Source organism: Archangium sp., from assembly GCF_045802675.1.
Taxonomy (GTDB): Bacteria; Myxococcota; Myxococcia; order Myxococcales; family Myxococcaceae; genus Archangium.
The window spans coordinates 116,123-128,388 of record NZ_JBJMQO010000093.1; the positions used below are offsets into that span (position 1 = coordinate 116,123).

Here is a 12,266-nt window from a genome sequence, read left to right on the forward strand (position 1 = left end):
GGAGGGGCCCTGGGGCCCGTGGGGGGAACGCTTGCCTTTGGGGGAAAGGCAGACAAAAAGGGACCACTCCCGCCGCCAGGAGGCAGCGGGTCTTTCTCGACGACAGGGGTGAAGACAGGCTCAGGCCGTGCTGGCGGTCGTCTCCTTCAGGCGCTCGCGCAGGAGGAACTTGCGAATCTTTCCGGAGGGGGTCTTCGGCATCTCGGAGATGAGCTCCAGACGGTCCGGCCAGTACGACACCGACATGCCGGCCTTGCGCAGATGGTCCCGCAGCTCATTGAGGGTGGGCGCCTCGTCGCGCGGCACCACGACGGCGCACACGCGCTCACCGCCGATGCGATCATCCGCGTGGGCCACGACGGCGACCTCCCGCACCTTCGGATGCGCATACAGCGCCGACTCGACCTCCACGACGGGAATCTTCATCCCGTGCCGGAAGATGATGTCCTTGAGCCGGCCGGCGATGCGGATGCCGCCGCGTCCATCGTCACGCGCCAGGTCCCCGGTATCGAACCACCCCTCGGAGTCCAGACAGGCGTTGTAGATGTCCTCGCGCTTGAAATACCCCAGGCACTGGCTCGCGCCGCGGACCAGGAGCCGCCCCGCGCCATCCGGAAAGGCCGAGCCATCCTCGGTGGTGGCCGGAGCGATCTTCACTTCCATCCAGGGGACGGGGGCGCCGTCGCTGTTGGCGGGCCAATCGGGGGGATCCTCGTGCCGGGTGATGGTGACGGCGCCGTTCTCCGTCATGCCCCAGAGCGTGTGCAGCCGGACACCGAAGACTTCCCGCACCTCGGCGATGAGGTGGGGCGGGACGGGAGTCGAGCCGGTGGCCAGACACTCGAGCGTGCTCACCTTCTTGGGCCGGCGCTTCTGCGCGGCGAGCATGTTCAGGTAGTACGTCGGAATCGCGTACATGAACGAAATGCCGTGTTCCTCGATGAGCTTGAGATGGAAGTCGGGATCCGCCACATCCAGATAGACGGCCGTCGCCCCGAGTAGCACCGGCATCTGGAAGAGATAGGTGAAGCCGCTCGAGGCGGTGAGCAGGCTGGGAAGCGAAATGACATCCTCAGCGCCCAGTCCCATCGTCTCGTTGAGCGCCCGGGTGATGGCGTAGTTGGTGTTGTAGGAATGGACCACGCCCTTGGGCTCGCCGGTCGTGCCCGACGTATAGAGGATGTTGAACACGTCATCCGCACGGGCCGTCAGCTCATCCAGCGCACTGGCCCTGTAATGCTCCTCCCACCGGGTGGCGACGAAGTGCGCGTCGAAATCGAGCTCGCCCTCCGCCAGGCCACTTCCCGCCCCGATGAAGACGCGATGACGCAGTGCGGGGAGCGCCGGTGCCGTCTCCCGGAGCATGTCCCGGTGTGAGAACCCGGTCCAGGTCGCCGGGCCGATGTAGACCCGGGCCTCGGTCCTGCCGAGGATGAACTCCACCTCCCGGCGCCGGTAGTCGGGGGGGATGGGCGCGAGCACCGCGCCGATCCGCGCGCACGCCAGGGCCAGCGCGGTGAACTGCCACCAGTTGGGGAGCTGCACGGCGACGATCTGCTCGCGCTCGACGCCCAGCTCGCGGAGGGCCCCCGCGAACCGCTCCATATACGTCCCCAGCTCCGCGTAGCTGATGCGCGTGATGTCCCTGGAGAAGTACCGGGCCGCGATGATCGCCGGCTTGTCCGGGTGGCTCTTGATCGCGCGCCGGAGGTCATCGACCACGGTCTGGTCGCGCCACCAACCTTTAACACGCCAATCAAGCCCATTCGCCCGCGCGGCAGCGCTGTAGAATTTTTCCACCATTAAGCCACTCCCCTGTTTTCCTGAGACGTATATGTCTTTGCGGGAGAAATCCCTAACACTTTCTCAGCGGCTGGCCAATGTCGGATTTTTTTTTTACATTGGTGCCTAACTTCACACATTGACGAAGTCTCTCTCATTTTTTTATAGAGTTGCTCGCGACACTTCGAAGTCACGAGTTGCCTCGTCCCCCCCCAAAAAAATCATGACTCGCTCGGTGCCCGCAGCAACGACAGACGTACGCCTTGAGCGTCCCCCCGGCGACGGCCTCGTCCCTCTCGAAGTGTATGCAAGGCATATCCGGCGGCTCATCGTCCGGCTCGCGGCGACCCCCTCCGGTTGCCATCTCGGAGGCTCGCTCTCCCTGACGGAAATCCTCGTGGCCCTGCTGGGCCGCGTCATGAAAATCAATCCCAGCGAGCCCCGCTGGGAGGGACGCGATCACCTCATCCTCTCCAAGGGACACGCGGCGGCGGGACTGTATGCCGCCCTGGCCGCGTTCGGCTTCTTCGACCCCGAGGAGCTCGTCCGGCGCTACAACGCGGAGGGCAGCCCCTTCACGGGCCATGTGAATGCGAAGGTTCCCGGGGTGGACTTCTCCACCGGAAGCCTGGGGCATGGGCTGGGCCTGGGCACCGGGCTCGCGCTCGGGTACCGGCTCAAGGGCCTGTCCAACCGTGTCTTCGTCATCTGTGGTGATGGGGAGATGGGCGAGGGCTCCAACTGGGAAGCCCTTCAAATCGCCTCGCATCAGCGCTTGTCCAACCTGACCATCATCATCGACCGGAACGGGGGACAGAATGACGGACCGACCGAGTCGATTCTCTCGCAGGCGGCGCTGACGGACCGGCTGCTCATGTTTGGCTTCGAGGCGCTCGAGGTGGACGGGCACGACCTGGGCGCGCTCTGCCAGGCCCTGGAGGCTCCCGCCGCGGGGAACGGCCCACGCGCCATCGTCGCCCGGACGCAGAAGGGAGCGGGCGTCCCCATGTTCAAGGGCAAGGGCCCGCACTACGCGGTCTTCTCCCCCGAGCAGCTCCGGCGCGCGCTCGTGTCCATGGGAGAAACCCCGTGAGCGAGACCCAGACGAGCGGCGCGGATCTCGCGGCCACCCCCGAGGCCTGGCTCCGGGAAAACCCCACGCTCTCCAACCGGCAGATCTTCCGGCACGCGCTCGCGCGCTTCGCCGAGCAGGATTCCCGCCTCGTGCTGCTGGAGGCGGACCTCGGCGGCGGAGGAGACCCCTTCGAGGCCCGCCACAAGGGCCGCTACTTCAACCTCGGCATCTGCGAGGCCACGATGCTCGACATGGCGTGCGGCATGGCGCACGTGGGGCACATCGTCTTCGCCCACACCTTCGCGCCCTTCGGGGCGATGCGGGCGTGTGAGCAGGTGCGGCTCGCCATGGCCTACCCCCAGGCGAATGTGAAGCTCGTCTGTGACTACGGCGGTGTCTCGGGTGCGTTCTTCGGGCCCACCCACCATGCCATCGAAGACCTGGCCATCCTCCGGGCCATGCCGGGGATGACGGTGCTCTCCCCCGCGGACGGCCTCGAGACGATCCTCGCCACGCGCGCGATGATCGACCACGACGGCCCCGTGTACATGCGGCTCGGCCGCAACCGGGTGAGCCGGCTGGAAGAACACCGCGGAGGTTTCACGCTCGGCCGGGCGCTCTGCCTCCGGGAGGGCTCGGACGTGGGGGTGATTGCCCACGGCGAGGTTGGCGTCTCCGTCGCGCTGGAGGCCGCCCAGCGGCTGGAGTCCCAAGGGGTCTCGGCGCGCGTGGTGAACATGCACACGCTCAAGCCGCTCGACGAGGCGGCACTCCTCGAGACGGCGGAGCGCACGCGGCTGCTCGTCACGGTGGAGGAGCACAACATCCTCGGCGGGCTCGGCGGCGCGGTCTGCGAGACCGTGTGCGCCCACGGGCTCGGCCGGCGGGTGATCCGCATCGGCATCCAGGATCGCTACGACCCGCTCGCGGGCTCCCATGAATCGCTGCTGCGCGGGCACGGGCTCGACGGGGCGGCGGTGGCCGAGCGCGTTCTCACTTCACTGTCCACAAGGAGGAACTGATGCAGGTGCAAAAGCAGCTGGATGCCGCGGGAATCAACGGTTGCCCCACGTGTGCCTTCGAGATTCTCGGAGACACCTATCTGGAGGGCGAGGTCCTCACGTGTGAGGGCTGCTCCGCCGAGCTCGAGGTGGTGGGCATCAAGCCCCTGCGTCTCGCCGAGGCCCCCGAGGTCGAGGAGGACTGGGGCGAGTAGCCGGCGCCTCGTCACCCCCCATGAAGAAGATCGATCTCGTCTATACACGGCTGCGCACCGAGGAGCGGATGATCCTCGACGCGCTCCGCCAGAGGGACTGCGCCGTCGAGCTCCGCCAGGACTCCGACCTCGTCCTGCCGTTGGACGCGGAGCGCGGATCCAGTGGCAACGTCGTCCTGATGCGGAGCATGTCGCTCACCCGCTCCCGCTATCTGGCGGCGATCCTCGAGGTGAAGGGCGCGCGCGTGGTGAACAGCGCCCGGGCCATCGCCACGTGTGGGGACAAGATCCTCACGAACCTGGCGCTGGCGGCGCACGGAGTCCCCATGCCGTGGTCGTTCGCGGGCTTCGAGGAGGAGGCCTGCGTCGCGGAGATCGAACGCCGGGGCTATCCCGTGGTGACGAAACCGGCGGTGGGCTCATGGGGGCGCATGGTCGCGCGGATCGACGGGCGCAGCGCGGCCGAGGGCCTCATGCAGATGCGCTTCGAAACCGGAAGCGCCTCGGACCATGTCGCGCTCGAGCAGCAGTACATCGACAAGCCCGGCTATGACCTGCGCGTCTATGTGATGGGCAGGGCGGTGGGCGGCATCCGCCGGCGCTCGGAGCACTGGGTGACGAACACCGCACGGGGAGCCGTTCCCGAGCGGTACGAGGTACCCGAGGCACACGCGAAGCTCGCCGAGCGCGCGGCGGCGGCCGTGGGAGCGGACATCGCGGCCGTGGACCTGCTCGAGACGCGAAGCGGAGAGATTCTCGTGAACGAGATCAACCACTGCGTGGAGTTCGCGCGAAGCATTGAGATCACCCGGGTTCCGCTGCCGGAGCTGATCGCGGAGTACGCCATCGGGGTGCACCCATGACGCGCGTGGCGGTATTGGGGGCCTCGGGCTACACGGGCGGCGAGCTGCTGCGGCTGCTGCTGGCCCACCCCGGCGTGGAGGTGGTGCAGGCCACCTCGGATCAATTCGCGGGCAAGCGGCTGGACTACCCGCATCCGAACCTGCGCGGCATGAGCTCGCTGCGCTTCGTCCCGCACGACGCGCTGGAGCCATGTGAGCTGCTCGTGAGCTGCATGCCCCAGGGCGGGCTCATCAACCGCTGGGCCCGGGTGCGTGAGCTGGCGGGCCGGGTGATCGACCTCAGCGCGGACTTCCGCTTGGAGCCGGTGGACCACGAGCGCTGGTACAAGAAGCACCCGCGGCCCGCGGACGTGCCCGGGTTCGTCTATGCCCTCCCCGAGTGGACCGCCAGCGAGCTGCCCGAGGCCCGCTATGTCGCGGTGCCCGGCTGCATGGCGCACGCCTCACTGCTGGGAATCCTCCCATTGGTGCGCGCGGGCCTGGTGAAGCCGGAGATCGTCGTCGACGCGAAGACGGGTTCCTCCGGCGGTGGTGCCACACCGGATCGCGCGTCGCATCATCCCGAGCGCGCCTCGGCCCTGCGCTGCTACCGCGCGGTGGGGCACCGGCACACCGGGGAGATCGAGAACATCGTCGAGCGGGTGACAGGGACGCGCCCGAGTGTGCACTTCAGCGCCACGGCCGTGCCGAGCGTGCGCGGCATCCTCTCCACGGTGCACTGCTTCGCCTCGAGGCCCCTCGACGAGGCCGAGCCGCTCCGCGCGATCGCGATGGCCTACCGCGAGAAGCCCTTCGTGCGGCTCCTCCGGCCCAATACGAGCGCCTCGCCCTTCCCCGAGCCCGGGCCGCTGCAGGGCACGAATTACTGCGACCTCGCCGTGGACGTGGACACGGAGAGGAACCGGATCGTCGTCAACGTGGCGATCGACAACCTCGTGAAGGGCGCGGCGGGCACGGCCGTCCACGCCATGAATCTGATGCTCGGCCGCGCGGAAACCGAGGGCCTCGGCTTCCGAGGTCTGCATCCCATCTGAAGCCTCTCGCTGTCCGAAGTCTTCCAACACAAAGGTGAACACATGAGCACGAATGGTACTGCGGGGACCGAGCTGTCCCCCGGGCGGGCTTTTGCCAACGCCGTCATCGCGCAGGGCACGAAGGCGTCCGTGGAGTTCTCCACGACGATCACCGACTCGTTCCCGGGCTTCAAGCGCCGTCCCCGCATCGCGGTGCGGGGCCTCTTCAAGGTCGTGAAGTCGGAGCAGCAGCAGGTCAAATACTGGTACGAGACCCGTCCCCAGTCCGCGCCCACCGAGCACGTCATCGACGCGCAGCTGCGGCAGGAGGCCACGTTCGAGTTCCACTCGGACAAGACGCAGCTCAAGCCCACCACGGCGTGGGTGCAGATCAACCCCGCGCTGCTGGACGACCCGGAGGCGCTCGCGACCTTCATCGACTACCGGCTGCTGGTGCGCCTGTGCACCGCGGAGAACCAGGCGCTCGCTCGCGGCCCCGGTGGCGAGCGCGTGCGCGGCCTGCTGGAGACTCCGGGCGTCACCCGGCTGGCGGCTCGCGAGACGCCCGTGGCCTCGCTGCTGGCGGCGTGCAATCGCGTCGAGCAGGTGGGCGGCTCGGCCGACGGCATCCTGATGAACCCGGAGGACTACTACCGCTACTTCGTCGGGCAGGGCAGCCTGCTCAAGGACCTCGCGGACATGGGCGTGCGCATCGCTCGCGCGCGCATGGTCAACCCGGGCACCGTCATCGTCGGGGACTACACCGCCGCGGCCACCATCTTCGATAGCGGCCGCTCCGTCATCCGTTTCGCCGAGCCCCCCAAGGGCATCTTCCCGCGCGAGGGGCTGGCCGTGTGCGGGGAGATCTACGAGGCGCTCGTCGTCCACCTGCCCACGCACTTCTACGTAGCCTCGCTGGCCTGACGGCGGGACGGTTCCAAAGACACCCAAGGCAGTGCGCACAGGGGGCGCTCGTGTCTCAATCCAACATCAAGGTTCTCTACATCACCGGCTGGTGCCGCAATGGCAGCACCATCCTTGGAAACGTGCTCAACGAGGTGAAGGGCTTCTTTCACACTGGCGAGCTCAGCTTCCTCTGGAAGAATGCCTACGGCAACGGCTCGAACACCTTCTGCGGCTGCGGCGAGGCACTCACCCGCTGTGGTGTCTGGTCGAAGGTGCTCGAGGAGGAGACCCCCGCGGGTAGCACTCCCGTGTCCCATGCTCGGGAGGTCGTGAAGCGCCAGACGAGGTCCGTGCGCACCCGGCACACGTGGAGCATCCTCCGGGACGGCACCCGCTCGGAGGACGTCCGTGAGTACGCCGCCACGCTGAGCCGGGCCTACCACGCCATCGCGAGAGCGACGGACAGCCACACCCTCGTGGACAGTGGCAAGCTCCCGTCCGAGGCGGCGCTCCTTCCGCACGTTGAAGGAATCACGCCCTATTACCTCTACCTCGTGAGGGATCCGCGCGCCGCCACGCACTCGTGGACGAAGACGAAGCAATACGTCGTCCCCATGTCCGCGCTGCGCAGCACCAGCTACTGGGTCGGCTTCAATCTCGCCTCCGAGGCCGTCATCCAGCGCTACCCCGAGCGCGCGTTCTTCCTGCGCTACGAGGACTTCATCGCCGAGCCGGCTTCCGTGGTGGGAGCACTGCTCGAGCATGTCGGCGCGCGGGACGCGGCCAATCCGGTCCAGGGGCGCACCGTCCACCTGGGAAGGAACCACACCGTCACCGGCAATCCGGATCGCTTCCGCAGCGGACCCACGCTCCTGCGTCCCGAGGACGATGCCTGGCGCAAGGAGCTCCCCGCGCGAGCGAGGAACATCACCCAGGCGCTGTCCTGGCCGCTGATGGCCCGCTACGGCTACTTCCAACCCAAGCGCACCCAGGCCCGCGAGCAGGTGCGCTCCGAGACCGCGACCCGCAGCGACAGGGAGGATATCCGTGGAACTGGGACTGACAGGTAGGGTCGCGCTCATCGCGGGAGGCTCGAGTGGTCTGGGGCTCGCCGTCGCCGAGGAGCTGGCGAAGGAAGGAGCCCACGTCGCCATCGGTGCGCGTGACCCCAAGAAGCTCTCGCAGGCGGAGCGCCGGCTGAAGGAGCTCGCCCGGGGCCGGGTGCTCACCACCGCCGTGGACTTGAAGAATCCCGACGCCGTCCGCCACTGGGTCGAGGACGTGGCCGGCCGGCTGGGAGCGCTCCACATCGCGGTGACGAACAGCGGCGGGCCGCCTCCGGGCCCGGCGACGAAGTTCGAGCTCGGCGCCTACAAGGACGCCTTGGACTCGGTGCTCCTGCCGCCGATCAGCCTGGCCCTGGCCGCCCTCCCCTACATGAAGGCGGCGGGCTGGGGGCGCCTGCTCTTCATCACCTCGGAGACCGTCGTGCGGCCCGTGGCCCGCTTCGCCCTCTCGGGCTTCTCGCGGCTGGGCATCGTCGGGTTCTCGTCCGCGCTCGTGCAGGAGCTCGGGGACTGCGGTGTCACCGTCAACGTCCTCGCCCCCGGCTACACCCGCACGCCTCCAGTGGAGCGCACCGCCGGGACGAACAACGACGGGGACGTGGACGCCGGGCTGCGCGCCATGGCGGCCCACATTCCTCTGCGCCGGGTGGGGCTCCCCGAGGAGTTCGCCGCCGCCGCCGCCTTCCTCGCCAGCGAGCGCGCCTCGTTCATCACCGGCACGGTGCAGCTCGTCGATGGCGGCGCGAGTGTGATCGGATGAGCGCCCCATCCCTTCCCAACAACCCGGAGGTCCCGGACGGCCGCCCCATCGTGGTCAAGATCGGCGGAGCCGCGGGGGTTGATCTCGAGAACGTCTGCAACGATGTCGCGGAGCTCATCCGCCAGGGCGAGCGCGTCGTCGTGGTGAATGGCGGCTCGGAGGCGGGCGAGCGCGTGCTGAAGGCCTTCTCGCTCGAGCGCCCCGAGGTGACGACGCCCACCGGCAACGTGGTGCGGCTCACCCACGCGGCCACCCTGCGCGTCCTGATGATGGCGTGGGTGGGCGAGGTGAACAAACGCGTCATCCTGGCGCTCGGCGAGCGAGGCATCCCCGGAGTCGGGCTCTGCGGCGCGGACGGACGAATGCTCATCGCCAGGCGCCGGCCCCCACTGAAGATCCATGACGGAGGGCGTGTCCGCATCGACCGGGAGCACCTCGCCGGGGAGATCACCTCGGTGAATACGAGCCTCCTGGCGACGCTGCTGGACCAGGGTTACGTGCCCGTCCTCTGCCCTCCCGCGATCACCGAGGAGGGCGTGCTGGTGAACGCCGACGCGGATCAGATCGCCGCGTCCATCGCCACCGCGCTCGGCGCCCGTGCGTTCGTGATGCTGTCGAACGTGCCCGGGCTGCTGGAGAACCCGAACGAGCCCCTGACGCTCGTGCGGCACAGCGACGACGTGGAGGGCTGCATGCAACTGGCCGCCGGACGCATGCGGTACAAGCTGGACGCCGCGCGCAAGGCGCTCCAGGGCGGAGTCCCCTCGGTATACGTGAGCGCCTCCCGCGTGCCCCGCCCGGTGTTCGTCGCCCTCACCGAGGAGTCCGGAACCAAATTCACCCTCCCCCGGAAGGAGGCTGCCCATGCAGGCCCGTGAGAAGACGATCGAATTCCTGAAGTGGATGGTGGAGCAGTACAGCCCCAGCCACCACGAGCAGGCCTTCTCCCGCGCGCTGGCGGAGCGGCTCGAGCAGCGAGGCTGGCGCGCGCACACCGACGAGGTGGGCAATACCATCGCGAGCCTCGGCGAGGGCGGCACGTGCATCGCGCTGCTCGGGCACATCGACACGGTGCCCGGAGAGGTGCCGGTGCGGATAGAAGACGGACGGCTCTTCGGGCGCGGCACCGTGGATGCCAAGGGAGCCATTGGCGCCTTCATCGAGGCCGTGGAGTTGCTCGACGAGAGCGAGCGCGCGGGGAAGAAGTTCCTGCTGCTCGGGTGCGTCGAGGAGGAGGTGGCCATCACCCGCGGCGCGTTCCACGTACGCGAGCGCTACCGTCCGGACTTCGTCATCAACGGCGAGCCGAGCGGGGCCCACGCCATCACCATCGGCTACAAGGGCCTCGTGCGGGCCGAGCTCGAGTACCGCGCGAGCCGGCGTCATACGGCGAGCCGCGACTACCGCGCCGCCGCCGAGCACATCGTCGAGGCCTGGAACGCGCTGCGCACCGACTGCGACGCGTGGAACCGCGAGCGCCCGCTCTTCGAGCAGAACCTCCCCTCGCTGACGTCCATCCAGACGGGCTCGACGGACACCGAGGAGTGGGCCCGGGCCAGCGTGAACGTCCGCACCGGGCCCTCCACCGATGGCGAGCGGCTGCTGGCGCTGCTGGGCGGCGTTCCCGGCGTCAGTGTGAAGGCGCTCTCCAACAAGGGCGCCGTCAGCACGGATGGAAACGATGAGCTCTCGCGCGCGTTCAAGAAGGCCATCCGTGAGCGAAGTGCCAAACCCACGCTCCGGCTGAAGACGGGGACGTCCGACTGGAACACCGTGGCGGCGGCGTGGCAGGTGCCCACCCTCGCCTACGGCCCTGGAGATTCCTCCCTGGACCACACCCCCCATGAGCACATCGGCCTCGACGAATACGAGGAAGGCGTCGCGGTGCTCTCGCGCGTGCTCGCGCTGCTGCCCACCAAGCCATGAGTCATCCATTCACCGAAGAGCACGACACATTCCGCAAGACAGTCCGGCGATTCGTGGAGAAGGAGTTGGCTCCCCACGCCCTGGAATGGGACCAGGCGGGCCTCTTTCCGCGAGAGCTCTTCCAGAAGTGCGGCGAGCTGGGCCTCTTCGGCATCCACCATGATCCGAAGTACGGCGGCAGCGGGCTGGACTACTGGTTCGTGACCGTCTTCGCCGAGGAGCTGGCGCGCAGCGACAACGCGGGCGTCAGCATGGCACTGATGGTCCAGGGCCAGATGGCCACGCCCATCATCAACGACGTCGGCACCGAGGAGCAGAAGCGCGAGTTCCTCGCCCCGGCGCTCGCGGGAGAGAAGATCGCCGCGCTCGGGATGAGTGAGCCGGGAGCGGGCTCGGACCTGGCGAACCTGCGCACCACCGCGAGGCGGGACGGGGATGACTACGTCATCAACGGCTCGAAGATGTGGATTACGAATGGCACGCGGGCGGACTTCCTCGTGCTGGCGGTGCGGACCGGGGGCCCGGGCGCCGCGGGTATCTCGCTGGTGACGTTCCCCACGGACGTGAAGGGCTTCTCGGTGTCGAAGAAGCTCGACAAGGTGGGCCACCGCTCCTCGGACACGGCGATTCTGTTCTTCGAGGATTGCCGCATTCCCGCGCGCTACGTGTTGGGGAAGGAGAACGACGGTTTCTTCCACATCATGAACAGCTTCCAGGGCGAGCGGCTGGTGACGGGCATCAACGCCGTGGCCATGATGCAGCGGATGCTGGAGGAAGCCATCCGATACGGCCGCGAGCGAGAGGCGTTCGGAAAGAGGCTCATCGAGTACCAGGTGTGGCGCCACAAGTTCGCCGAGCACCTGACCTCGGTGGCAGCCGCCCGGCAGCTCACCTATCACACGGTGGATCTCTTCCAACGCAAGCGGAGGCCGTTGAAGGAGATCTCCATGGTGAAGCTGTACACGGCGGACCTCGCGCAGCGGGTGGCCTACGACTGTCAGCAGTTCTACGGAGGCATGGGCTACATCGAGGAGACGAACATCGCGCGGGCCTGGAGGGACGTGCGCATGCTCACCATCGGAGGCGGCACCTCCGAGATGATGAAGGAGATCATCGCCCAGACCGCGGGGATGTAGCGCCGGGCCGCTGATGACAGTGCACGCTGACTCGCCCTGAACCGGTGGGCGAGACGGAATGTGGGGCCTCGGAACACGGCGGGAGCGGGCACAGCCGTCCACAGCGGCGCGGAGCCTGGGCTGCAAGAGCGACACCCTAATCCCCTTCAGCAAAGTTGCCGAACGGTGCTGCATGGCTACGCCTTGCGATGCGTCTTCTCGTCACGAGGGTCGTGCCTTCGTGGATTTACCTGAAGGGGATTAGCCCATCAAACTGACAGGCACGACAGATTGCTGCTGGTAAGTGCCTTGACTTGCGCACTGAAGAATATGCAGCCGTCATGGCGCGGCTCGAGGCGCAAGTCGAGGGTCGGCACGCTCCGCAGTCCCCGTTCAGCGGCCATCTTCCAGTGGATAGGTTCTCGGAAGCCAATGCGCTACTCCGGCTGAAGTGCTCGTCTCGAGCATCGGTCGGAGCGGAGCGCATTACGCCTTACATCGCCGCCTTTCGGGCAACGGCCGCGATTCTGCTCGCCCTGCAAT

Annotated in this window: 12 protein-coding genes; 11 read left to right on the top strand and 1 reads right to left on the bottom strand. The window is 67.8% G+C overall.

Annotation, left to right across the window (positions count from 1 at the left end; all coding sequences use genetic code 11):
* Positions 1-120 precede the first annotated feature (120 nt).
* Complete coding sequence (locus tag ACJ8AN_RS26985) at positions 121-1,722, bottom strand: AMP-binding protein (protein WP_407758354.1); 1,602 nt, start codon at positions 1,720-1,722, stop codon at positions 121-123.
* Between the two features lie 283 nt (positions 1,723-2,005).
* On the opposite strand from ACJ8AN_RS26985, the gene ACJ8AN_RS26990 reads away from it, so the two are divergent.
* From ACJ8AN_RS26990 to ACJ8AN_RS27040, 11 genes are read left to right on the top strand one after another with little or no spacing between them, the layout of a single operon-like run.
* Entirely contained in the window at positions 2,006-2,875 is an 870-nt protein-coding gene (locus ACJ8AN_RS26990) for a transketolase (RefSeq protein ID WP_407758355.1), read from the top strand.
* Positions 2,872-3,879 (top strand): transketolase family protein, encoded by a 1,008-nt coding sequence (locus ACJ8AN_RS26995; protein WP_407758356.1) that lies wholly within the window; start codon positions 2,872-2,874, stop codon positions 3,877-3,879. The genes ACJ8AN_RS26990 and ACJ8AN_RS26995 overlap by 4 nt, the downstream gene beginning before the upstream one ends.
* Positions 3,879-4,073 carry a lysine biosynthesis protein LysW gene (gene lysW / locus ACJ8AN_RS27000; RefSeq protein ID WP_407758357.1) on the top strand — a complete coding sequence of 65 codons (195 nt, stop codon included), beginning with the start codon at positions 3,879-3,881 and terminating at the stop codon, positions 4,071-4,073. Before ACJ8AN_RS26995 ends, lysW begins: the two co-directional genes overlap by 1 nt.
* Before the next feature lie 20 nt (positions 4,074-4,093).
* Positions 4,094-4,936 carry a RimK family alpha-L-glutamate ligase gene (locus tag ACJ8AN_RS27005; protein WP_407758358.1) on the top strand — a complete coding sequence of 281 codons (843 nt, stop codon included), beginning with the start codon at positions 4,094-4,096 and terminating at the stop codon, positions 4,934-4,936.
* Positions 4,933-5,970 (top strand): N-acetyl-gamma-glutamyl-phosphate reductase, encoded by a 1,038-nt coding sequence (gene argC / locus ACJ8AN_RS27010; protein WP_407758359.1) that lies wholly within the window; start codon positions 4,933-4,935, stop codon positions 5,968-5,970. The genes ACJ8AN_RS27005 and argC overlap by 4 nt, the downstream gene beginning before the upstream one ends.
* A gap of 42 nt (positions 5,971-6,012) precedes the next feature.
* On the top strand, positions 6,013-6,873 hold the full coding sequence (locus tag ACJ8AN_RS27015) for a family 3 encapsulin nanocompartment shell protein (RefSeq protein WP_407758360.1): 861 nt from the start codon (positions 6,013-6,015) through the stop codon (positions 6,871-6,873).
* A gap of 50 nt (positions 6,874-6,923) precedes the next feature.
* Positions 6,924-7,925 carry a sulfotransferase gene (locus ACJ8AN_RS27020; RefSeq protein WP_407758361.1) on the top strand — a complete coding sequence of 334 codons (1,002 nt, stop codon included), beginning with the start codon at positions 6,924-6,926 and terminating at the stop codon, positions 7,923-7,925.
* Positions 7,903-8,682 carry an SDR family NAD(P)-dependent oxidoreductase gene (locus tag ACJ8AN_RS27025; RefSeq protein ID WP_407758362.1) on the top strand — a complete coding sequence of 260 codons (780 nt, stop codon included), beginning with the start codon at positions 7,903-7,905 and terminating at the stop codon, positions 8,680-8,682. The genes ACJ8AN_RS27020 and ACJ8AN_RS27025 overlap by 23 nt, the downstream gene beginning before the upstream one ends.
* Positions 8,679-9,560 carry a [LysW]-aminoadipate kinase gene (locus tag ACJ8AN_RS27030; RefSeq protein ID WP_407758363.1) on the top strand — a complete coding sequence of 294 codons (882 nt, stop codon included), beginning with the start codon at positions 8,679-8,681 and terminating at the stop codon, positions 9,558-9,560. Before ACJ8AN_RS27025 ends, ACJ8AN_RS27030 begins: the two co-directional genes overlap by 4 nt.
* Entirely contained in the window at positions 9,547-10,608 is a 1,062-nt protein-coding gene (locus tag ACJ8AN_RS27035) for a M20/M25/M40 family metallo-hydrolase (protein WP_407758364.1), read from the top strand. The genes ACJ8AN_RS27030 and ACJ8AN_RS27035 overlap by 14 nt, the downstream gene beginning before the upstream one ends.
* A complete protein-coding gene (locus ACJ8AN_RS27040) occupies positions 10,605-11,744 on the top strand; it encodes an acyl-CoA dehydrogenase family protein (RefSeq protein ID WP_407758365.1) in 1,140 nt (379 codons plus the stop codon). The genes ACJ8AN_RS27035 and ACJ8AN_RS27040 overlap by 4 nt, the downstream gene beginning before the upstream one ends.
* Positions 11,745-12,266: the final 522 nt, after the last annotated feature.

Bases quoted from the DNA above. Each gene is read 5' to 3' on its own strand.
- ACJ8AN_RS27040 (WP_407758365.1), top strand. From the start codon at position 10,605: ATGAGTCATCCATTCACCGAAGAGCACGACACATTCCGCAAGACAGTC.
- ACJ8AN_RS27035 (WP_407758364.1), top strand. From the start codon at position 9,547: ATGCAGGCCCGTGAGAAGACGATCGAATTCCTGAAGTGGATGGTGGAG.
- ACJ8AN_RS26990 (WP_407758355.1), top strand. From the start codon at position 2,006: ATGACTCGCTCGGTGCCCGCAGCAACGACAGACGTACGCCTTGAGCGT.
- ACJ8AN_RS27030 (WP_407758363.1), top strand. From the start codon at position 8,679: ATGAGCGCCCCATCCCTTCCCAACAACCCGGAGGTCCCGGACGGCCGC.
- argC (WP_407758359.1), top strand. From the start codon at position 4,933: ATGACGCGCGTGGCGGTATTGGGGGCCTCGGGCTACACGGGCGGCGAG.
- ACJ8AN_RS27015 (WP_407758360.1), top strand. From the start codon at position 6,013: ATGAGCACGAATGGTACTGCGGGGACCGAGCTGTCCCCCGGGCGGGCT.
- ACJ8AN_RS27005 (WP_407758358.1), top strand. From the start codon at position 4,094: ATGAAGAAGATCGATCTCGTCTATACACGGCTGCGCACCGAGGAGCGG.
- lysW (WP_407758357.1), top strand. From the start codon at position 3,879: ATGCAGGTGCAAAAGCAGCTGGATGCCGCGGGAATCAACGGTTGCCCC.